Raw genomic sequence first — 22,219 nt, 5'->3', positions numbered from 1 at the left:
AACAACCCACTTTGTTAAAAGTTTTGGTAATTAAACATGCTTTTCAGCGTGATAAGAGGAACGGACCAGCGGAGCGCTCTCTACCATGCGAAAACCTTTTTTCAAAGCGATTGATTTATAGACATTAAACTGATCAGGGGTCACGTACTCAGTAACTTGAATATTTTTTCTGGATGGTTGTAAATATTGACCAATTGTTAATACGGAAACACCTGCATCGAGCACATCGTCCATCAGACAGCATACTTCTTCGGGGGTTTCGCCCAAACCAACCATAATACCGGTCTTTGCTGTCGCACCTTGTCCAGCTATGCGGGACAGGACAGCCAGGCTGACATCGTATTTGGCTGCACTGCGAACCTGCGGGCTGATACGCCGCACGGTTTCCATATTATGCGATATAATCTCGGGAGCAGCTTCCACTACCTGATCCACCAGTTCAAGACGTCCCTGAAAGTCAGGGATCAGGACTTCTACGGTGGTGGCCGGATTTACCTCTTTGATGGTCCGGATGGTATCCACCCAATGTTGGGCTCCCAAGTCGGGAAGATCATCACGATCGACCGACGTTATCACTGCATGTTTTAAGTTCATCAGGCGAATACTTTCCGCCACATTTGCCGGTTCTTTCGGGTCCAGCGGCAGCGGTTTGCCTGTTAGCGTGTTACAAAATCGACAGGAACGGGTACAGATATCGCCTGCAATCATAAACGTAGCAGTTCCCCGGCTCCAGCATTCTCCCATGTTCGGGCATTTTCCACTTGTACAAATGGTGTGCAGACAATGAGACTCAACAATGCTTTTCGTCTTTGTAAACTGTTCGTTCCCACCAAGCCGGATCTTTAACCAATCCGGCTTTCTCACATGTTCTGACATTATAAGTTATCCAATAAAAAGTTAGACATCCTGGTATACAGATGATAACGGGTATTTCCTCCGTAAATACTGTGATTACGGTCTTTATAAACCTGCATATCGAACTGTTTACCGGCTTGTACCAATGCTTCTGCATAATCCATCGTCTGCTGGAAGTGTACATTATCGTCAGCAGTTCCGTGCACCAGCAACAGCTTACCCTGTAAGTCTTTTGCCAGCCGGATGGGCGATGTTGCAGCATAGCCCGAGAAGTTTTCTTTTGGCGTACGCATAAAACGTTCGGTATATACCGAGTCATAATATTTCCAGTCTGTCGGAGGAGCGACAGCGATACCGGCCTTGAATGTACCGTTACCCACGCTCATCGACATCAATGTGTTGTATCCGCCAAAGCTCCAGCCCCAGATGGCGATGCGTTTTGCATCCACATACGGCAGTTTGCCTAACGCTTGTGCTGCTTCCACCTGGTCTCTGGATTCCAAATCACCCATCCGCAAGTAAGTACATTTGCGGAAGGCTTCACCACGTGCACCGGTTCCCCGGCCATCCACGCTGACTACGATGATTCCGTTCGTAGCCAGGTAATGTTCCCAGTCAAAACCATATTTGTCCAGTACTTGTTGCGAATTAGGACCACTATATTGTACCATTAACACCGGATATTTCTTCGATTCATCAAAATCAACCGGTTTAACGATCCAGGCATTCAGCTCAATATCAGATGCTGTATGCACCTTGAAGAATTCTTTTTTAGAGAAAGATGTATTTGCTAATTTTTCTCTCAAAGCAGCATTATCCTGCAACACACGCAGTACTTTTTTCGACTTCGTTTCGTTGACGGTAATCACTGCGGGAGTATTTGCATTCGAATAATTATTGACGAAATAAGCGTAGTTCGCACTGAAGTCGGCACTGTTCGTCCCCTCTCCTTCCGACAGTTTTGTCTTTACGCCTTTCTGGTCAATCTTATAAACAGAACGACGTAACGGGCTCTCTTCGGCCGATTCATAATATACAACCTTAGTGGCATCGTCATAGCCAATCAGACGGGTTACGTCCCAGTTGCCTTTCGTTACCTGGCGTTGCATAACACCCGTCGGAGAATACAAATAAATATGGGAATAGCCATCCTGTTCGCTGACGTAAGTAAACCCGCTCGGATTGAAATGAATGGAAGTCAGCCATTCGGAATCCACATAGCATTTGTTCTCATCGCGAAGAATCAGACGGGATACGCCGCTCTTCGGATTCACATAATACATATTGAAAACATTCTGCTGACGGTTCAACGTCATGACTGCCAACTGGTCGGAATTGGTAGTAAAGGTAATTCTCGGAATATAATAATCACCTTCCACCGGCACTTTCAGTTCTTTGATATCTTTTGTCGCTACGCTATAAGAATGAACCGTTACTTTCGAATTCTTCTCTCCTGCTTTCGGATACTTGAAATTATAATATCCCGGATACAGTCCGTTACCCCACATCTGCATGGAATATTCCGGCACTTCGCTTTCATCGAAACGCACATAAGTCAGATATTCACTGTCGGGCGACCAGGCCATCAGGTTAGTTACAGCAAATTCTTCTTCATATACCCAATCGGTAATACCGTTCAGTATTTTGTTCAGTTCACCGTCTTTGGTAACCTGTACTTCCGTATCATAGTCAAACTTACGAATCCATATATTATTATCCACGACATAAGCACACATGCGTCCGTCCGGCGAATAAGTCGGAATCATCTGCTTGTTCTTCGAATCGGAAACAGGCTTTACATAGTTACGGCGCACGTCATAATCGTATACCATCGCTTTGAAAGAACGACGGTAAATCGGTTCGGTTTCCCGCCAAACCAGGATATGATGGCCGGTACTGCTGATATCGTATCCGTCAAAATCATCGAATGTGGATTCACGGGCAGTCCGGGCATTGAACAACGTGTCCACCGGATTACCTGTACGATAGGAGTATTTGATAATCATACTCCGGTCTTTATTCATTGCTGTATAATGTTCTCCATCCGGCAGCGACCGCATTTCACCAATAGCAGTTACCTGACGGAACTTTCCATCTGTAATTTCTTTTAAATCGACACGTTTGCTCCCGTTCTGAGCAGATACGCTTCCAATTATCGCCAATGAAAGCAAGAAACCAACACCCAATCGTCTCATGAATACTTTTATTTTATTTTGAATAGGCTGCAAAGTTAGTATTTTATCACGGTAAACCGTTCACCATTAAAGGTAAATTATGTACCGGAGCCTGGTTATCCGGGCATTTTATCATTAAATTAACCACCGGACATTGGTCATTAACCATTATAAATTACCTTTGCCCCATGGAAAACGTAAAACCTTATAATGATTTCGGAGATTTCCTGCGGAAAGTATTCCCCTGTAAGGTGCAGAAAATCTCTATAAATGCAGGCTTCACCTGTCCGAACCGCGATGGTTCGAAAGGATGGGGCGGTTGTACTTATTGTAATAATCAAACATTCAGTCCGGAGTATTGCCATACGGAAAAGAGTGTGACTGAACAGTTAGAAGAGGGAATCCGCTTCTTCTCCCGCAAATATCCGGAGATGAAATATCTCGCCTACTTCCAAGCTTACACCAATACATACGATGAGCTCAGTTCGCTGAAAGCCAAATATGAAGAAGCGTTATCCTATCCCGGTGTAGTCGGGTTAATCGTCGGAACACGCCCGGACTGCATGCCGGATGCTTTGCTGGATTATTTCACGGCCCTTTCCCGGGAAAAGTTCGTCATGCTAGAATACGGACTGGAAAGCACACTCGATAAAACGTTGCTCCGCATCAACCGCGGACATACCTATGAAGAGTCGGAAAACGCTATCCGCCGGACAGCCGAACGGGGCATTTACACCGGTGCCCACCTGATTCTGGGTTTACCGGGAGAAAGCCGGGAAGAGATTTTACACCATGCCGACCGGTTATCCGGATTGCCCGTAACCACTTTGAAGCTGCATCAACTGCAACTGATTCGCAACACCCGTATGGCCAAAGAATATGCCGAACATCCTGAAGAGTTCCATCTTTATACGGCCGACGAATATATCGACCTGGTTATCGACTTCATAGAAAAACTAAACCCCTCTATTGTGGTAGAGAGGTTTGTATCGCAATCCCCGAAAGAGCTGTTGATCGCTCCCGACTGGGGACTTAAGAACTTCGAATTTACTGCAAAAGTAAATAAGCGTATTGCCGAAAGAAATGCACGGCAAGGACGATTATTTATTCCTTTTTCTTAGGAGCCAGTTCCCCATAGAATGTGATGTTCTGTTTGTTGACAGGCGTCACATTGATTGTCGCGGAGCCATTTGAGAACACCTGCACACTGAATGCAAAGGTATCGTCATCGCTTCGGGTACGAAACTGTATTTGAGCGGTTCCTTTCTTATTAAAAGAACATTGATAATCGGTAATTGATTCTTCGAAACGTAACCCGTCACCGCCACCATAAGGAGCCGAATAAGCCCTTCCGAAATAAGGAAGATAGGAAATAACCGAGTCACCGCGCATTTCCAAAGAGTAGGGAGACGTCAGATTGAGTGAACGTCCTCCCATGGGTATCGCACGATTTACATCTATTGTAAACCGTTTACTATCTATTAATTCTTTCACTTCATTTGCCTTCTGCTCCCGCTTTTCCTTTTTACTTTGAGCATAAAGGGATTGCCCTGCCAATAAAAGGACAATCCCCAATAACCAGAATAACCTAACATTCTTCATAACCTTAAATAAATAACACACATTTTGCTTCTATATATAAGACAATCAGAACAGACCAAAGGTTTACCTCCTGTTCGTTAAATTAACACAACAAACGGTTAACAAAACATTACTGTTATATTCTATCATCAATTAAAAACCAAAGCACTTGCGTATGTCCGCCAACTTTACGTAATTTGTCTACTCATTTTTCTGAATCAGATTAAACAAATTTATGGAGAAAAAACATCAGTATCAAGGCTTAACCAAACAAGAAGTAGAAGAAAGCAGGCGCCTTCACGGCGAAAATATCCTCACTCCACCAGAGAAAGCCTCTCTCTGGAGTCAATTCCTCGAAAAGTTTAATGATCCGATCATCAAGATCCTGCTGGTAGCATGGCTGTTATCAATGATTATTGCCGGCGTACACTGCTGGGGACCGGAAGCGAAAGGTTTTACCGCTTTCCTGGAGCCGATCGGTATATTCTTTGCCATCATGCTGGCATCCTGTGTCGGTTTCTTCTTCGAACTCAAAGCAAACAAAGCATTCGATGTGCTGAATACCGTCAATGACGATACGCTGGTCAAAGTGATCCGCGAAGGAAATATCTGCCAGGTAACCAAAAAAGAAGTCGTTGTCGGCGACATCGTCGTACTGGAAACCGGAGAGGAAATTCCTGCCGACGGTCATTTACTGGAAGCTATATCTCTGCAAATCAACGAATCGACACTGACCGGGGAACCTATTATCAGTAAAACAACCAACGAAGCCGAATTCGACCATGAAGCGACCTATCCGTCCAATATGGTCATGCGGGGAACAACTGTTGTCGACGGGCATGGAGTCATGAAAGTCGAACTGGTGGGAGACGCTACCGGATATGGTAAAGTATATGAAGGTTCGCAGATTGAAAGCGACATAGAGACTCCGCTCCAGATACAGCTGAAAGGGCTTGCCGCCGTAATCAGTAAAGGAGGATACACGGTTGCCGGACTTACCTTTATTGCCTTGCTGATCAAATTATTACTCGGTTCATCGGGTATGCCGGTCATGGATCTGATCTCCCATATACTGAATATCTTCATGATAGCAGTAACCCTGATCGTAGTTTCCGTCCCTGAAGGTTTGCCGATGAGCGTAACCCTCAGCCTTGCCCTGAGTATGAACCGCATGCTCAAGACAAACAACCTGGTCCGCAAAATGCATGCCTGCGAAACGATGGGGGCGACTACGGTTATCTGTACCGACAAAACCGGTACGCTGACCCAAAACCAAATGCAGGTTTACCAGACCAATTTCTATAATCTCAAAGACCAGAAACTGGGAGACGATGAACTAAGCAACCTTATTAAGGAAGGCATTTCCGTTAACTCGACCGCCTTCCTCGACTTCTCGGAAGAGAAAGTAAAGACATTAGGTAACCCTACCGAAGCAGCTTTATTGCTTTGGCTGAACAGCCAGCAACAAAACTACCTGACATTAAGGGAGGAAGCGCCGGTCATGGACCAGCTGACCTTCTCGACCGAACGGAAATATATGGCGACAGTCGTTAAGTCGCCGCTATTGGGTAAAAAAGTACTGTACGTAAAAGGGGCACCGGAAATTGTACTGGCAAACAGCCAACGTGTAGCCATTGACAACACTTATAAACCGGTAGATGCCTGCAAGGCCGATATTGAAAAACAACTGCTGGATTATCAGAATCAGGCAATGCGTACACTCGGTTTTGCTTATCAGATTATTGAAGACGGACAGGACGAATCGTTCTTCGTCAATGGCCGCCTGCATAATACCAACCTGACCTATCTGGGAATCGTTGCGATCTCCGACCCTGTCCGTGCTGATGTTCCGGCCGCCGTACAAAGCTGTCTGAATGCTGGTATTGATGTAAAGATCGTAACCGGTGATACTCCGGGAACGGCCCGTGAGATTGGCCGTCAGATCGGAACCTGGAAACCGGAAGATACCGACCACAACATCATCACAGGTCCGGGCTTTGAAGCACTGACCGACGAAGAAGTGCTCGACCGGGTGCTGGATCTGAAAATCATGTGCCGCGCCCGTCCTACCGACAAACAACGCCTGGTACAGTTATTACAGAAGAAAGGTGCCGTAGTTGCCGTAACCGGCGACGGAACCAACGATGCTCCGGCCCTGAAAGCCGCCCAGGTGGGTCTTTCCATGGGAGACGGAACTTCTGTTGCCAAAGAAGCCAGCGACATCACGATTCTGGATAACTCTTTCGGAAGTATCACACGTGCCGTAATGTGGGGACGTTCCTTGTATCGTAATATCCAGAAGTTCCTCTTATTCCAGTTAACCATCAACGTGGCAGCCTGTCTGATCGTGCTGCTGGGTTCGCTGTTCGGGACCGAATCACCGCTCACCATCACGCAGATGTTATGGGTAAACCTGATCATGGATACATTTGCCGCCGGAGCATTGGCTTCCCTGCCCCCTAACGAACGGGTTATGAAGGATAAACCCCGCCGAAGCGGAAAAGATGGCGACTTTATCATCACCCGGCCGATGGCATACAACATCTTCGGAGTAGGTATTGCTTTCGTGCTGATCCTAATGGGAGTATTGTATTATTTCCATGCACAGACAGGACTGACGCCGCATGACTTGTCATGGTTCTTCAGTTTCTTTGTAATGCTTCAGTTCTGGAATATGTTCAATGCCAAGGCATTTATGGAAGGCCGTTCAGCATTCGCCAACCTGAAAGAGAGCAAGAGCTTCCTGTTTGTAGCCCTGCTTATCCTTATCGGTCAGTATCTGATCGTTACGTTTGGCGGAGAGATGTTCAATGTGGTTCCTTTGTCTTTGAAAGACTGGGGTATCATTATCGGTTCCAGCTCGCTGGTTCTCTGGATAGGTGAAATTGCACGAGGCATCAGCCGGCTTACTAAGAAGTAAGCCGGAATAAACAAATTCAGAGAATAACTTGCTGAGTTTGATTATAATATTTACATTTGCTCAAATAGAAAACAAAAAGATATATGGAAATAGAAATAAAGCACGGAACAGAGACAGTAATCTGTCTTTCCGGACAGCTGGATACACTGAGTTCACCTGATCTGGAAAAAGAGATTACCAATATACTTGAAGGTAATGCGCAAAATGTGGTGCTTGACGGTAGAAAACTCACATATATCAGTAGTGCGGGACTTCGCTTGCTTCTCATTCTGCAAAAAAAGATGAGCCAGAAAGGCGGAACATTTGTATTGAGGAATATCCAGGACAGCATTATGGAGATATTCAAAATAACAGGTTTCTCTTCTTTTCTTACCATTGAATAACAAGATTCAAACTCCGGTAGAATGACCAGCACACTACACATTAAAAATGATCCGGAACAACTTGCGCTCCTGTATGATTTTCTGGAAATGCAGGCCAAGAGTTGCGGAATCGACACAGCACTGCTAATGCAGATAAAGCTGGCAATGGATGAGGCTGTAACAAATGTTATTCAATATGCATATCCCGGTATGGAAGGAGATATAGGCATTGATATGGGGTGCGACAACGGACTATTGAAAATAGTCATAACCGACAACGGCATCCCATTTAATCCTTTGGAAACGCGGGAGCCGGATATTACACTTCCATTGGAAGAACGCCCGATCGGCGGACTAGGCATCTTTTTGGTAAAACAACTGATGACAGATGTCAGATACGAGCGTTCCGAAGGAAAGAATAGATTAACAATGACCAAAGAAATTCAGTAATATGGCCGACTTCGATATAAAAGAGATAGCTTCCCTCAAAAGACAGCTGCGCATCATAGAAAAACTGACGCTGGCAGGTTGGATACTCATTATTGCGGGTTTCTACTATGACTGGGACACAGTTCCCGGCATCATGCTGGTCGTGCAGATCGTTCTTTATATATTAAAGGGACGTCTACGGAAGAAGCTGAAACAAAAAGAATATCTGGCCAAAATAGTGGAAGAACGTACCATCGAACTCCGTATCCAGCGGGATCAGGTACTGAAAGAATCCGAAAAGCTATCGCAAGCGCTGGATGCCCTTGCCAAGGCTCAGGACGAACTGGTACGAAAAGAGAAGCTGGCTACTGTAGGGCAACTTACACAAGGGTTGGTGGACCGTATCCTGAATCCGGTGAACTACATCAATAACTTTGCCGGCCTGTCGGCTAACCTGATCAAAGACCTGAAAGACAACATCACGGACGAGCAATCTGTCATGACGAAAGAAATCTATGAAGACAGCATCGAAATACTCGACATGATAGAAGGCAACCTGCAAAAGATCAATGAACATGGCTGCAACACCGTCCGCATTGTCAAAGCGATGGAAGACCTGTTGAAAGACCGGCATGGCGATGTGACTTCGACCGACCTGTGCGACCTGTGCAAAGTAAACGTCGATGTCCTTAACAAACTATTCAAAAAAGAAATTGAAGAAAATCAGATACAGATACATATAGAATGCCCCGAAAAGCCGGTTATGGCTGAAATTAATATCGAACAGATGAACAAGGCACTGGGCAGCATTCTTAAAAACAGTATTTATGCATTGCTCCGTAAACTGCAAAAACAAAGTTTCTCTCCTTTTATTACTATAAAACTGGAAGAAAGAGGCAACAATACCGTATTTATCAGTATCTATGACAACGGGATCGGTATCGAAGACAGTATCAAGGATAAGATATTCGAACCATTCTTTACAACCAAACCTTCTGCCGAAGCAGCCGGTGTCGGGTTGTATCTCTGCCGTGAAGTTATCCTCAACCACCAGGGTTCGATCCTGGCAAAAAGCGAAAAGGATAACTATACTGAATTCTTAATTACAATTCCTATCAGTCAAAAAAGGATTAACAATGAATGAGAACACCCAAAAAGAAATTGAGAGGCTGAGGAAACAAATCAGCCAGCAGGAGAAGATGGCTTCACTCGGATTATTGAGTGCCGGCATTGCACATGAAATACAGAATCCTCTTAATTTCGTGATCAATTTCAGCAAAGTTTCGCAGAAGTTACTAAAGGATATGCAGGAAGTCCTGGATGAACTCGGGGACGCATTACCGGAAGACTCAGTCGAAGAGATCAAAGAGATCATGTCTGACCTGGAAGGTAATATGAGCAAGATAGAGGAGAACGGCAACCGGGCTTCGGGAATTGTGCGCGGTATCCTGCTTTATTCACGCGGCAAAGACGACGAATATATCCCGACCGACCTGCATCAGCTGACCAAAGAATATGTATGGCTTTCTTACCATGCGGTCAGGGCAAACAACAAAAGTTTCAATGTCGCGATACAGGAAGAGTATGCCGACGACCTGCCATTGGTAAAAGTTATTCCGCAGGATTTCAGCCGCGCCATACTCAACCTGATGAACAATGCCTGCTACGCCGTGTTCAGCAAGTCGAAAGAGATAGCCGATGCAACCTATCAGCCAACCATCAGGATATGCCTGAAAAAAGAGGGTGACCGTATAAACCTGAGCATAGAAGACAACGGACAAGGAATTTCGGAAGAGACAAAAAAGAAACTCTATACGCCTTTCTTCACGACAAAACCGATCGGTGAAGGCACCGGCCTCGGATTGTCGATCACTAAATCGATTATCGAACAAAAACATAACGGTACGATCGGGATGGATTCACGCCCCGGCGAATATACCCGTTTTACTATTTCTATTCCTATCCAACAATAACAGAGACAAAAGTCATGGCTATAAAAATATTAAGTGTAGACGATGAATTAGACCTGGAAAGGTTGCTTACCCAATATTTCCGTCGCAAGATAAAGAAAGGAGAATATGAATTCTATTTTGCGCACGACGGACTGGAAGCACTTCAACTAATGCTTGTCCAACCGGATTTCGATGTGATATTAAGTGACATCAATATGCCGGAAATGGACGGACTGACCTTGCTTGCCAAAATCAACGAAATGCAAAATCCGGCTCTAAAATGCATCATGGTTTCAGCCTACGGAGATATGGACAATATCCGTAGTGCCATGAACCAGGGAGCATTCGACTTCACGACCAAACCGATCAATCTGGAAGACCTGGAACGTACGATCGAAAAGGCAGCCGAACAAATATCATTCATCAAAAAAGCACAGCAGGAGCATTCGCAACTGGAATCCATCCGTAACGACCTTCACATCGCCCAGGAGATTCAGCAAACGATCCTGCCGAAAACATTTCCTCCGTTTCCCGAACTGAAAACGTTCGATATCTATGCCTATATGAATGCGGCAAAATATGTGGGAGGCGACTTCTACGATTTCTTCCGCATAGACCAGGACCGTTTGGGATTTGTTATTGCAGACGTTGCCGGCAAAGGTGTCCCGGCTGCCATCTTTATGGCGATCAGCCGGACTGTCATCCGGACAATTGCACTGACGGAAAACTCGGCAGCCATGTGCATGCAACGCTCAAATACTTTCCTTTGCCAGGAGAACGTTAATGAAATGTTCGTAACAGCATTTTACGGAATACTGAACCTGAATACCGGTCTTGTTACATATTGTAATGCCGGTCATAATCCTCCGGTTCTAATGAAGGCAGACAACACGGTTGTATCAGTCCCGCTCACAAACGACTTTATATTGGGCGGCGTAGAAAACATGACTTATCACGAAAAGACATTGCAGTTATCACCCGGCGACAACCTGCTGCTCTATACGGACGGAATAACAGAGGCGATGAATAGCTGCCACGAACAGTACAGCGAAAAACGTTTGCTGGAAAACTGCCGGGAATTGATCGGAAAGAGTCCCAAAGAAATTGTAGACAGAATAACGGAAACGGTAGGAAAATTCGTTGTAGGAGCCGTACAATCAGATGATATCACCTTGTTGTCTATTACCTATCAGGGATAAAAGACTTCCACAGAATAATAAAAAGGAGATGCCTCGGTCGGAACATCTCCTTTTTTATATACATTATATATATGTACTTATTTCAGTAAAGCATCACGGATACCCATAATCTCTGCATTAGCAGCTCTGGCATCCTGGATAGTTCCGACTTTTTCCTTCAACGGGCTGATAGTTGTACCCAACTGTTGCAGGTCAGGATAGTAAGAAGCCAGGTCAGCTACTACTTCTTCCAGCATAGTCACACGTTTCAGCATATTCTCAGAAAGTCCGGCAGATGTAGCATCTCCTTTGATAACCAATGTCGGATTAGCAAGCAGACAAGCATATTCAGCAGAAGAGGCACCTAAGATTTCAATCTGTACATCAATCTTGTTTTCGGCAGCCATCTTGTCAATGATCTTATCTTCCTGTGCATTCATGAAAGCCTGCAACTGTTCTTTGGTTGCATCTTTCGGAGCTTCCTCTTTCAGGATATCGAGTACAAAAGAAACATTCAGGTCTGTAGCCAGTTTTACAATGGCTCCTTCTACTTCTGCTGTTGGCTGACCGATCGCTTTCAATACATTGTAATCAGCCATATACATACCGAGTGCACGCGCTTTTTGTGTAGCAGTACTTAGTTCGGCAGCTTTAGCAACAGGCAACATATAAGTTAAATCACCCACTTTTACCTGAACTTCACCGCTGGACAAACGATAAGGAATTTCTGACTCCGGCATATCAGCCAGGAATTTAACAGTTTCCTGTTTTACTTCTTCGGTTAACAAATCTTTCGGTGCTTTACCTGCTATAACGGCAGCTTCTTCCGTCTTTTCGGCTTCATTTGATTTTTTAGCTCCGTTGCAGGAAATCATGCCCACCATTAATGCGGCTATTGCAAGCACGCTTATTACACTCTTTTTCATGTTACTTTATTTAATAATTTATATTCCAGCTTTTTTATTCTTCTTTCAGACGTCCCGGAAACTCTGCGAATATAGCGATAATAGCTAATAATGCAAAGAAACCTATAATCAATAAATTAAAATTATAGGTAGAAATTAACATACTGCCCAGTTTTTTCTCATAAGAATAGAAAGGAGCCCTGCCAAACGGATTATCCGGCACTATATAAATCTGACCGACGGCCGGATAGATACGATGCCCATGCTCTTTATAAAAGTTACGGCCACCGGCTCCCATAACCAGGTCTTCGATAGCTGAATTATGATACTTTTTCTTCTGTTCGGTTACCCATTCACTCCCTTTTTCACGTATATCCTTTTCCTGTATCTGATCCAGATAAGCCGTAAAGTTACGAGCACGCTCGTGCAAAGCCGAATCTACCTTATCCAGATACGACAGAAAACTTTCACCTTCACTACGGGGAGCGATACGGGCGGCACGTCCCAATACGGCAAGTTCATTTTCTACCGTCAGACGTTTGTCCGGATCATCTTTTCCCTCCAGTTGTTCAGCCAGGCGACGCACTTCTTTCGAATGTATATTTTCATAGTACTGCGCCAGATATTTTTCCCGCTCTATAGGGAAGTAAGCCTGATTGTAAGCATTATCGGCAAATTGCTCTACCATCAAGGCCTCGAAAGCCCAACGCGAAGGGATAATATCACCGATCAACGGGACCTTATTTTCCTTTGAAGCACTGGTATTCAAATCATCAAACTTGATAATCAATCCACAAAGCAATATCTGCGGGATCAATAGAAGAGGAATGGTTATATAAATCGCAACGACAGAGTTCATCGACTGTGATAAAATCAGTCCCGTCAGGTTTGCCAGAAAAGAAGTTATCCAAAGAATGCTCCACCAAACACCAAACATCTCCCATCCTACCCCTATGATCGTATTTCCCACTAAAATAAAAAGTAAGGACTGAAGTCCGGATACTCCCAGCAGGTAAACCATTTTAGATGTAAGATAGCTGCTACGGCTTAACCGGAGGAAATGTTCCCGCTTCAGGACAGGCCGGTCTTTTATAATCTCTTCGGCACTTATACTTAATCCCATAAAGGTGACCACAATAACCGACATAAAGATATAAGACACAAAATTCTTGTTAGCCAGCAAAGTATATTCGTCACCATCGACATACCGGGTAAGCAAGGCAACGATCAGCGCCAGTAACGGAGCTTCGAGCAACGTAATTGCCAGATATTGCTTATTAACCAGTTTTGTCCGGATATTCCGTTCCAGGAAAATACAAAACTGTTTGAACCAGGTCGGTTTTTTCTGCTTGCTGTCAGGCAGTTCCTTCTCCTCAACCGGTGTATAGGACGGACGCGACGAAATATATTTCTCGTGCCATTCTTCAGGTGTAAACTTCCGGATGTTCGTCTGGTTTCCGGAGTCATCGATCTTCTTCGAGTCGATAATATTCAGGATCAGTTCCGGATTCACATTCCCGCAGGTACTGCAAACACTGATATCCGGATCGGTATATTTCGCAGCTTGCTTGAAATAAATAATCGCTTCGATCGGATTTCCGTCATAAATGGGATAACCTCCCCGGTCCAGTAACCAGAGACGATCGAATAATTTATAGATTTCAGACGATGGCTGGTGGATATTGACAACGACCAGCTTCCCCCGGTGCGTCTGTTCTTTCAGCAACATGATAACCTTCTCGGAATCGGATGAAGATAAACCGGAGGTCGGCTCATCCAGATACAGGATAGCCGGTTCACGGATCAGTTCAAGGGCTATATTCAACCGTTTCCGCTGTCCCCCGCTGATCGTTTTACGGATGGGGGAACCTACTTCCAGGTCTTTTATCCCTTCCAGGTCCAATTCTTTCAATACATTTTCGACCCGCGCTTTGATTTCCTGATCCGAAAGACGGGCAAAACAGAGACGTGCCGTGAACAAAAGGTTCTGATACACGGAAAGTTCTTCTATCAACAAGTCGTCCTGCGGAACAAAACCGATCAACTGACGGGCTTCGGGAGCATCCAACGGATAACCGTTCACCGTAATACGACCCTCATCGGGACGGATATTCCCGTTCATGATACCCAACAAAGTAGATTTACCGACTCCGCTTCCTCCCATTATCGCGACCAACTGGCCCGATTCCAGGTTAAAAGAAAAGTTATGCAAACCGTTGGTACTATTCTTAAAAGTAAAGTTCAAATCTCTACCGTTCAGGAATATGGCTTCCTTCCGTTCATTCTTATTATATACGGTCACCAGATCACTGTAATAAACCGGAAGAAACAACGGTCCCTTCAACACGCTACTATGCTGCCAGGCATAAAAGATACCCGACGACAAAGGAATATCGTTCATGAAAACGACACCTGAACCATAGTAAGTAAAGATTTGCTTGTCAAACCGCCGGATAAAGAGTACACGAATAAAACCGTCCATCCCTTTACGAGTGATATGATTCCCTATGGCGGCATCCTCTCCACTGATAGTCAATAAAGAAGAAGATGGCTTTCCGGTAATAAAAGCAAGTATATCGTCAAACTCTTCTTGCGGAATAGCAAAAATATCAGCCACCAGATGAAAGAGTGGCAAATGATTCTCAAACTCTTCCGAGTTCGAATAGGCGAACTCCACAAAGCGGACCAGAAGAAGCAACTGTTCTTCCGCCACCAGCTTTACCTTCATCTGTTCACAGATATTGCGTATCACATTCTCCTTATCTACAGGAAAAAGCGGATCATCGTACATGCTGCGCAACTCACTGTATAACTCAATATACTCTTTATGGGAACGGACACCGAAATGACTGGATAAATAGAAATGAACTGCACGGCTCGCCTGTTGTTCTTCGATACGTACAGCCGAAGCAAAGACAGCAAACAGATTCAACAAACCGTTCAGAATGGTCTCATTCATATATAAATAATTTACAGGCAAAGATAAAATTTAATATGCTAATATGTCCCCTTTGGCAGAGTTAAAATGCTTTATTCCGAAAAAGAGGTGTCAACAAGAATCACCAAAGGATTAGCATATCCGCCAAAGGGGACGTCCTTGAAGGGGGGGGCGAATAACACGCAATGATTGAACTCATTTCTTATTATTATCTACAACATCCACAACACCAGGTATAGTTTTCTATTTATCAGTTAATTATAACATGGTTGCAGATAAAAAAACATCTACAACAACAGGACGGTATCTACCACTATTTGCCACCTTTCAAAGACTACATGCAATCATCTTACACTTGTGAGGTATTACCATTATCTCTATGTGTCCATTACTGCTGTCCGGTATGGTTTATTTGTTTTTATGCTGTCTAAACCTTTGTTTTGTGCGGAGAAAACAAAAGTTTCCTCCGCAAGAAACTTTTATTCATCCTTACCCCTTTCTCCATCGAAAAGCAAAATAATGCATAAAGTGGTAGATAGAAGATGATAATTGTAGATATTCCTCCACCTGCAACCATCACATAAAATGCTTATTTATAAAACATTCAGAAGGAAATTGTAGATATTGTAGATACTATAGACTATTTAATTTTTTCTGAGAAAGTATTTTGATTTTAGGATATGATTCACTATTTGTCAGTTTTGAACTATCCGATTATTGACCGGTTGTACCTGGCTCCCCTCTCGAGAGGGGGAAGGGGGTGTGTCATATCCCCGCCATACAACCACCATAATCAGAGTCACTTGACTATTAAAGGTTCATTTGCCGTCTGCTTCAGCTGACGGTTTACAAGTTGTTTCTCTCTTTTGGCTTCAGCCACATTTCTCCTAGATAGAAAACTGTAAGAAATGGGACTAAAGTCCAATGAGATATACCCTTTACTAATCCGTCAGCTGAAGCAGACGGCAAATAAACCTGTTACAAGGCTTGTTTTATTGACTGGCTTTAACACACCCCCTACCCCCTCTCAAGAGGGGAGCCAGTTACAACCAGTCAATAAACAGATAATTGCACTTAAACTTCCTTACCCAACTGAAACGAGTAGCTGGCATGAGAATTATTGGTGGGAAGATGAATCTGAAGAAGATCACTTCAGATAGTTATTATATATATTTGTCTCATTAATCAATTAATAATATGGCAAGAACTGTAAATTATTCAAAGAAAATCGGCCATAATCTTTTGTTTTTTGCGACAAACGCTGCGACAAACAGAAATGCCTATGCACAGGTAAATTGTCGTTTTTTTTAAAAGATTGCACGCTAAGAAAAAGAAAACAGCGACCATTAAGTCGCTGTTTATGTTACTATTAAGAAGAGAGCCGAAAGCCGGACTCGAACCGGCGACCTATTCATTACGAATGAATTGCTCTACCAACTGAGCTATTTCGGCAACTTTATATATTACTTTGCTACTTGTTTTTCAATCCGGGCGCAAAGATAAAAACTCTATTCGACATCTGAAAGAAGTTTTGTCAAAAAATCATCTAAATCTGCATCCAAATCTTTCAACAGCGGATCATCTGCCCGTAATACTTCATCATCGAGGAAGAGAAGTTCCTCTATTACAACAAAATCCTCATCCGTCAGACTGATAGAGAAAGGTTTCATGATATGGGGACTTTCAAAAACAGTTTTCGCTACTAAAAGAGTCAGCACAGATTTTACGGTGTTGGCTACCTGTTTATTGAATTGCTCTTCTTCACAAGGACAACCTACCCAATCAAAAACGATAACCTTATCCAGTAACCGTTCATCTTCATCATAGATTTGCAGTTCTCCGCTTTCAGCATCCGCCTGAACATATAAATCGCTGTAATAGCCGTTAGAATCTTCAGCTGTCAGCTTACCGATAGCAGAAGTAAATGTTGTCTCCAGGACAGACTGAATCTTTGCATTATTTGCACTCATAACTCTTTTTTTATTCTTTTTTCGAATCGTCTGTCAAAAGTAATAATAATTCGGAGAATATATGATATTATTCACCAAATTGCATGTTAAGTTTTTTATCGGAACGGATACGGTTACGCAACACTTCTATATAAAGTGCTAACAGTTTAGTATTCTTACCGTCCTCACCTTCGCTTTTCCTAAATAATTCGTATGATTTATTTGCCCATTCATAGGCCTCGTCCAGGTTGGTCTTCATTTCATTGCCCAAAGCCAGATTGGAAGCAGCTTTGGCTTTAGCTTTCGGACTGTTCGATTTTTCATAGAGATGCATCCAGTGTTCAACGGCCTTATCCCATTTTTCTGATTGCGCATAGGCAGAAGCCTCTTTCCAACGGGATCCCATAGCATTATAATACCAGCGCGTTTCGCTATTCCAGTGAGGTACAAAATTAGGACTGGCCTTCGCTCCAATGTATTCGGCAGAAGCACGTAAAGCATTTTCGGATGAAGGTAAATACCTGTCAAGAAGGATCAGATTCGGTGCGTCTTCCATAAAGAAAAGGCTGTCAGCCACATAGACAGTAGCTAAGGGATTCGGCCTGCTGGGAAGATAACCACGCACAACACCGGACATTTTCACCTGGATCTCTCCTTCTACATAACCCTCAGCAAAAGCCACCACATTTTTCCTGGACTCAAACAACATCCGGTCCAGGGATATCACAGCATCCGATCCGGTTTCGTCACATAATGCCTGTACCTGATCCTGAGTCAATTTTTTATCCTCGTAATAAACATCATCTTTGCGGACAGCATCGTGATAGAGAAGAACGTCATTAAAATAGGACATATCTGCCATCGACCTGCCCAGTCCGCGACAAACGTCAAACAGGGCACTGTCGGCTTTCACCTTACAAGTATCCACCTTGTCACCAAACAGGTTGAACTCACACCCGACATCATCCGGCTGAGGAACAGCGTTATTCACAACAAGAATCTTTCCTACACTTTTCGGAAATGTTATTTCGGCAGGGTTGTAAGTATCAATACCCACATAGCTAACAGAACTACAGGATGCCAATAAGCAAACACTCAATAAACAATACGCAACTCTCATCACTTTTCACTATTAGAAGGAGGCGCAAAAGATTGCGCCTCTAATTATACAATATCACTCACCGCCTTGAAATAGCCGATCGATTCAGCTATACCCAGGAAAGGATCTTTCATATCCTTTTCATATTCAAGGCTGCACATTCCGGTATAGTTCACCTCACGCATCATTTTCATCAGCGCAGGGAAATCAATCTTTCCACGACCGATTTCTATACCGACACCTGCTTTCGACGAATCCGTCACGTCCTTGATATGCATATCAAACACACGGGTATGATATTTTTTCAGGTCGGCGACCGGATTACATCCGTTACGCAGGTCATGACCGATATCCAGACACATTCCGATACGCGGATCCAGGTCTTTCGTATGTTCCCATACATCTGTTGCATCCGGATATGTTTTAATATCGGGCCCATGCAAATGGATCGCATAGTGGAAGTCATACTCTTTTACTTTCTTATCCACATAAGGAAGCAATTCGTAATTGGGTACGCCCACAATCAACTTCACCCCTACGCGTTTCGCATACTCGAAACCACGGTCAATTTCCGCTTCACTCTTCATATATATAGGACCAACAGCATAGCCGGTAACATTATGAGCAGCACATTTCTCATGAAATGCCTTGATCTGTTCTTCGTTACTATCCAGCGGCAGATGGAAATCCTTAATGCAAAGATAATGAATATCGAGTCTCTGCAATGTCTTCAGAGTAGTATCCAAATCAAAATTAACAAATGTATAACCAGCCATCCCCAAACGCCAGGGGTTTATTGACTTCGCCGCCTTTGGAATGATCCGGTCCGGCAAACCGGCTTTTACTACGCCTGCCGATCCTAACAATAATGCACCGGCAAGTCCTTGTCTAAAAAATTTTCTTCTAGAATTCTCCATGGTATAATTATGTAAATAATATGTTACGGCTTTTTGTCAGCAAGTTAGTAAGAATTTGCGTAAGACGGTTACAATCGGTATAAAAAAGTTGTGGCGGACACTCATTTAATTCCAATTTAACGTTCTCCAGCATCCTGAGTTGTATTACATTATATATCTGTGTGCAAAAAATTAAATAGACTATACCTTTTTAACAAAAAAACAAAAAGTCCCATATTTGTCTGATTCAGAACAAATATGGGACCTATAATAGGGTAAAATAGCGTTTTACTTCTTCAAAGCGGCAATGCTTTCTTCGATCGACTTGATCTTGCTTTCGGCATCCGCCTGTTTCTTGCGTTCCATTTCGATCACTTTTGCAGGAGCTTTGCTTACAAAACTTTCGTTACTTAGCTTCTTCTGTACGGAAGCAAGGAACCCCTGCTGGTATTTCAGTTCTTCAGCCAGTTTTGCCAATTCTTCTTCCACATTGATCATATTGCCCAGAGGAACAGCATATTCAGTTGTACGAACCAGGAAAGAAACAGCACCGGCCGCTTTATCGTCAGTCTTTGTAAATTCAGACAGGTTACACATCTTGGCAATAACCGGATTGAAAGCATCATTATGATCGCCTAAAACCTGTAAAGCCAATGTATCCTTGTTCGGAATATTTTTCTGCAAACGAATAGTACGGACACCGCTAACAATTTCTTTCACTACATCAAAAGCATCCAGGTAGGCGTTATCGACCGGAGCTACTTCCGGCATCAAAGCCACCATCAAACTTTCACCTTCCTTGCGCGGTTCCAATGCCTGCCACAATTCTTCCGTAATGAACGGCATGAACGGGTGAAGCAAACGAAGCAAGGCATCGAAGAAACCGAGTGTCGCATCGTAAGTCACCTTATCGATCGGCAACTGATAACCCGGCTTGATCATTTCCAGATACCAGGAAGAAAATTCGTCCCAAAACAATTTATAGATCATCATCATTGCCTCACTCAAACGGTATTTGCTGAACAGGTCGTCCACTTCGGCAATCGTCTTGTCCAACTGCATCTTAAACCACTTAACAGCAGTTGCCGATGCTTCCGGCTGTGGGATCTTATCATCTACCGTCCAACCTTTGATCAGACGGAAGGCATTCCATATCTTATTATTAAAATTACGTCCTTGTTCACACAATGCCTCATCGAAAGGAATATCGTTACCGGCAGGTGCAGCCATCATCAGCCCCATACGGACCCCATCGGCTCCATACTGTTCGATCAGCAGCAGCGGATCGGGAGAGTTTCCTAATGATTTCGACATCTTACGTCCCAGTTTGTCACGAACGATACCGGTAAAGTACACATTCTTGAACGGCATATCTTTACGGTATTCATAACCAGCCATAATCATACGGGCAACCCAGAAGAAGATAATATCCGGTCCTGTCACCAGGTCGCTGGTCGGATAGTAGTAATTGATTTCTTCGTTATCCGGATTATTGATACCGTCAAACAAAGAGATCGGCCACAACCAGGAAGAAAACCAGGTATCCAGACAGTCGTCATCCTGACGCAGATCGGCCATTGTCAATGCCGGATTCTTCTCTTTTGCCAGTTCCAATGCTTTTTCTGCTGTCTCGGCTACTACATAACCACCTTCCGGCAGATAATAAGCCGGGATACGGTGTCCCCACCATAACTGACGACTGATACACCAGTCCTTGATGTTTTCCATCCAGTGACGGTATGTATTCTTGAACTTAGGCGGATAGAATTTAAGTTCGTCATTCATAACCGGTTCCAAAGCAATCTGAGCCAGATGTTCCATTTTCAGAAACCACTGCATAGACAACTTCGGTTCGATAGGAACGTTTGTACGTTCAGAATAACCGACTTTGTTTTCATATGCTTCTACTTTTTCCAGCAGGCCGGCTGCTTCCAAATCTTTCTCGATCTGCTCACGAACATCAAAACGATCCATACCGATATATAAACCGGCTGCTTCGCTCAATGTACCGTTATCGTTGAAAATATCGATAGATGGCAAGTTGTATTTCTCACCCAGCATATAGTCATTTACGTCATGCGCCGGAGTTACCTTCAGACAACCTGTACCGAATTCGATATCTACATAATCGTCTTCGATAACCGGGATCACGCGGTTTACCAGTGGAACGATTACCTTCTTACCTCTCAGGTGCTGGTTCTTCGGGTCGTTCGGATTGATACACATGGCAGTATCGCCCATGATCGTTTCCGGACGGGTGGTTGCAACAACAGCATAACCGTCTTCACCTTCGATCTTATAACGGAGATAATATAATTTACTATGTTCTTCCTTATAAATTACTTCTTCATCGGAAAGAGCAGTCAGAGCTTTCGGATCCCAGTTTACCATACGTACACCGCGATAGATCAGTCCTTTTTCAAACAGGTCTACGAATACTTTCAATACGCTTTCCGAACGTTTTTCGTCCATCGTGAAAGCCGTACGGTCCCAATCGCAGGAAGCACCCAGTTTGCGCAACTGTTTCAGGATAATACCTCCATGTTCTTCTTTCCATTCCCAGGCATGTTTCAAAAATTCGTCGCGGGTCAGGTCCGTTTTCTTGATGCCCTGCTGAGCCAGTCTGTTTACAACCTTCGCTTCAGTAGCGATAGAAGCATGGTCGGTGCCCGGTACCCAACAAGCATTTTTCCCAAGCATGCGGGCACGACGGATCAGGATATCCTGAATGGTATTGTTAAGCATGTGTCCCATATGAAGTACGCCGGTGACGTTAGGGGGCGGAATGACGATTGTATACGGCTCACGGCCGTCTGGTTTCGACTTGAAGAAGCCGTTATCCAACCAATACTGATACCACTTTCCCTCTACTTCGGCGGGGTTGTACTTACTTGCAATTTCCATATTGTTTTGTTCTAATTATATCCTTATTAAACATAGGCCAACCAGCCTGTTATTTTTGATTTGCAAAGGTACAAAAA

General features: G+C 43.9%; 16 protein-coding genes and 1 tRNA gene. 7 read left to right on the top strand and 10 right to left on the bottom strand.

Going from position 1 to position 22,219, the window contains the following annotated elements:
• Positions 1 to 30: 30 nt before the first annotated feature.
• Both lipA and NBH15_RS04455 read right to left on the bottom strand, forming a co-directional pair.
• Positions 31 to 876 carry a lipoyl synthase gene (lipA, locus tag NBH15_RS04460; protein WP_250822097.1) on the bottom strand — a complete coding sequence of 282 codons (846 nt, stop codon included), beginning with the start codon at positions 874 to 876 and terminating at the stop codon, positions 31 to 33.
• Positions 876 to 3,050, bottom strand: a complete 2,175-nt coding sequence (locus NBH15_RS04455) for a S9 family peptidase (protein WP_250822096.1) — start codon at positions 3,048 to 3,050, stop codon at positions 876 to 878. The genes lipA and NBH15_RS04455 overlap by 1 nt, the downstream gene beginning before the upstream one ends.
• 167 nt (positions 3,051 to 3,217) lie before the next feature.
• Between NBH15_RS04455 and mnmL the strand changes: the two genes are divergently transcribed.
• The gene (gene mnmL, locus NBH15_RS04450) at positions 3,218 to 4,150 is read left to right on the top strand and encodes a tRNA modification radical SAM protein MnmL/YtqA (RefSeq protein WP_250822095.1); all 933 of its coding nucleotides are present in this window, start codon (positions 3,218 to 3,220) and stop codon (positions 4,148 to 4,150) included.
• On the opposite strand, the gene NBH15_RS04445 is transcribed toward mnmL, so the two are convergent.
• Positions 4,134 to 4,631: a DUF4251 domain-containing protein gene (locus NBH15_RS04445; RefSeq protein WP_046145234.1), complete on the bottom strand. Its 498-nt coding sequence runs from the start codon at positions 4,629 to 4,631 to the stop codon at positions 4,134 to 4,136. The two genes, mnmL and NBH15_RS04445, sit on opposite strands and share 17 nt — an antisense overlap.
• 214 nt (positions 4,632 to 4,845) lie before the next feature.
• Between NBH15_RS04445 and NBH15_RS04440 the strand changes: the two genes are divergently transcribed.
• The 6 genes from NBH15_RS04440 to NBH15_RS04415 all read left to right on the top strand — a co-directional run bounded on the left by NBH15_RS04440 (position 4,846) and on the right by NBH15_RS04415 (position 11,472).
• Positions 4,846 to 7,530: a calcium-translocating P-type ATPase, PMCA-type gene (locus NBH15_RS04440; protein ID WP_250822094.1), complete on the top strand. Its 2,685-nt coding sequence runs from the start codon at positions 4,846 to 4,848 to the stop codon at positions 7,528 to 7,530.
• A gap of 83 nt (positions 7,531 to 7,613) precedes the next feature.
• Positions 7,614 to 7,913, top strand: a complete 300-nt coding sequence (locus NBH15_RS04435) for an STAS domain-containing protein (protein ID WP_128133950.1) — start codon at positions 7,614 to 7,616, stop codon at positions 7,911 to 7,913.
• A gap of 21 nt (positions 7,914 to 7,934) precedes the next feature.
• Positions 7,935 to 8,342, top strand: coding sequence for an ATP-binding protein (locus NBH15_RS04430; protein WP_128133951.1), 408 nt, complete (start codon positions 7,935 to 7,937; stop codon positions 8,340 to 8,342).
• A gap of 1 nt (position 8,343) precedes the next feature.
• Positions 8,344 to 9,465: a sensor histidine kinase gene (locus tag NBH15_RS04425; protein ID WP_244050822.1), complete on the top strand. Its 1,122-nt coding sequence runs from the start codon at positions 8,344 to 8,346 to the stop codon at positions 9,463 to 9,465.
• Positions 9,458 to 10,294, top strand: a complete 837-nt coding sequence (locus NBH15_RS04420; RefSeq protein WP_128133952.1) for a sensor histidine kinase — start codon at positions 9,458 to 9,460, stop codon at positions 10,292 to 10,294. Before NBH15_RS04425 ends, NBH15_RS04420 begins: the two co-directional genes overlap by 8 nt.
• A gap of 14 nt (positions 10,295 to 10,308) precedes the next feature.
• Positions 10,309 to 11,472, top strand: coding sequence for a PP2C family protein-serine/threonine phosphatase (locus NBH15_RS04415; protein WP_250822093.1), 1,164 nt, complete (start codon positions 10,309 to 10,311; stop codon positions 11,470 to 11,472).
• Between the two features lie 77 nt (positions 11,473 to 11,549).
• Here NBH15_RS04415 and NBH15_RS04410 read toward each other — a convergent pair whose 3' ends face one another.
• The 7 genes from NBH15_RS04410 to NBH15_RS04380 form a co-directional block, all read right to left on the bottom strand.
• Positions 11,550 to 12,377 carry a hypothetical protein gene (locus tag NBH15_RS04410; RefSeq protein WP_128133954.1) on the bottom strand — a complete coding sequence of 276 codons (828 nt, stop codon included), beginning with the start codon at positions 12,375 to 12,377 and terminating at the stop codon, positions 11,550 to 11,552.
• Between the two features lie 34 nt (positions 12,378 to 12,411).
• Positions 12,412 to 15,315: an ATP-binding cassette domain-containing protein gene (locus tag NBH15_RS04405; protein WP_250822092.1), complete on the bottom strand. Its 2,904-nt coding sequence runs from the start codon at positions 15,313 to 15,315 to the stop codon at positions 12,412 to 12,414.
• Positions 15,316 to 16,673: 1,358 nt separating this feature from the next.
• Positions 16,674 to 16,746: transfer RNA gene (locus NBH15_RS04400), tRNA-Thr, on the bottom strand.
• A 56-nt stretch (positions 16,747 to 16,802) separates the two neighbouring features.
• Positions 16,803 to 17,264, bottom strand: a complete 462-nt coding sequence (locus NBH15_RS04395; protein WP_186961350.1) for a hypothetical protein — start codon at positions 17,262 to 17,264, stop codon at positions 16,803 to 16,805.
• 67 nt (positions 17,265 to 17,331) lie between these two features.
• Positions 17,332 to 18,363: a DUF6340 family protein gene (locus NBH15_RS04390; RefSeq protein ID WP_250822091.1), complete on the bottom strand. Its 1,032-nt coding sequence runs from the start codon at positions 18,361 to 18,363 to the stop codon at positions 17,332 to 17,334.
• A 44-nt stretch (positions 18,364 to 18,407) separates the two neighbouring features.
• A complete protein-coding gene (locus NBH15_RS04385; protein WP_010802117.1) occupies positions 18,408 to 19,259 on the bottom strand; it encodes a sugar phosphate isomerase/epimerase family protein in 852 nt (283 codons plus the stop codon).
• Positions 19,260 to 19,526: 267 nt separating this feature from the next.
• On the bottom strand, positions 19,527 to 22,142 hold the full coding sequence (locus NBH15_RS04380; protein ID WP_128135559.1) for a valine--tRNA ligase: 2,616 nt from the start codon (positions 22,140 to 22,142) through the stop codon (positions 19,527 to 19,529).
• Positions 22,143 to 22,219 lie beyond the last annotated feature (77 nt).

Source organism: Parabacteroides caeci, from assembly GCF_023656795.1.
GTDB lineage: Bacteria > Bacteroidota > Bacteroidia > Bacteroidales > Tannerellaceae > Parabacteroides > Parabacteroides segnis.
This window is presented reverse-complemented; position numbering and strand designations above follow the sequence as displayed.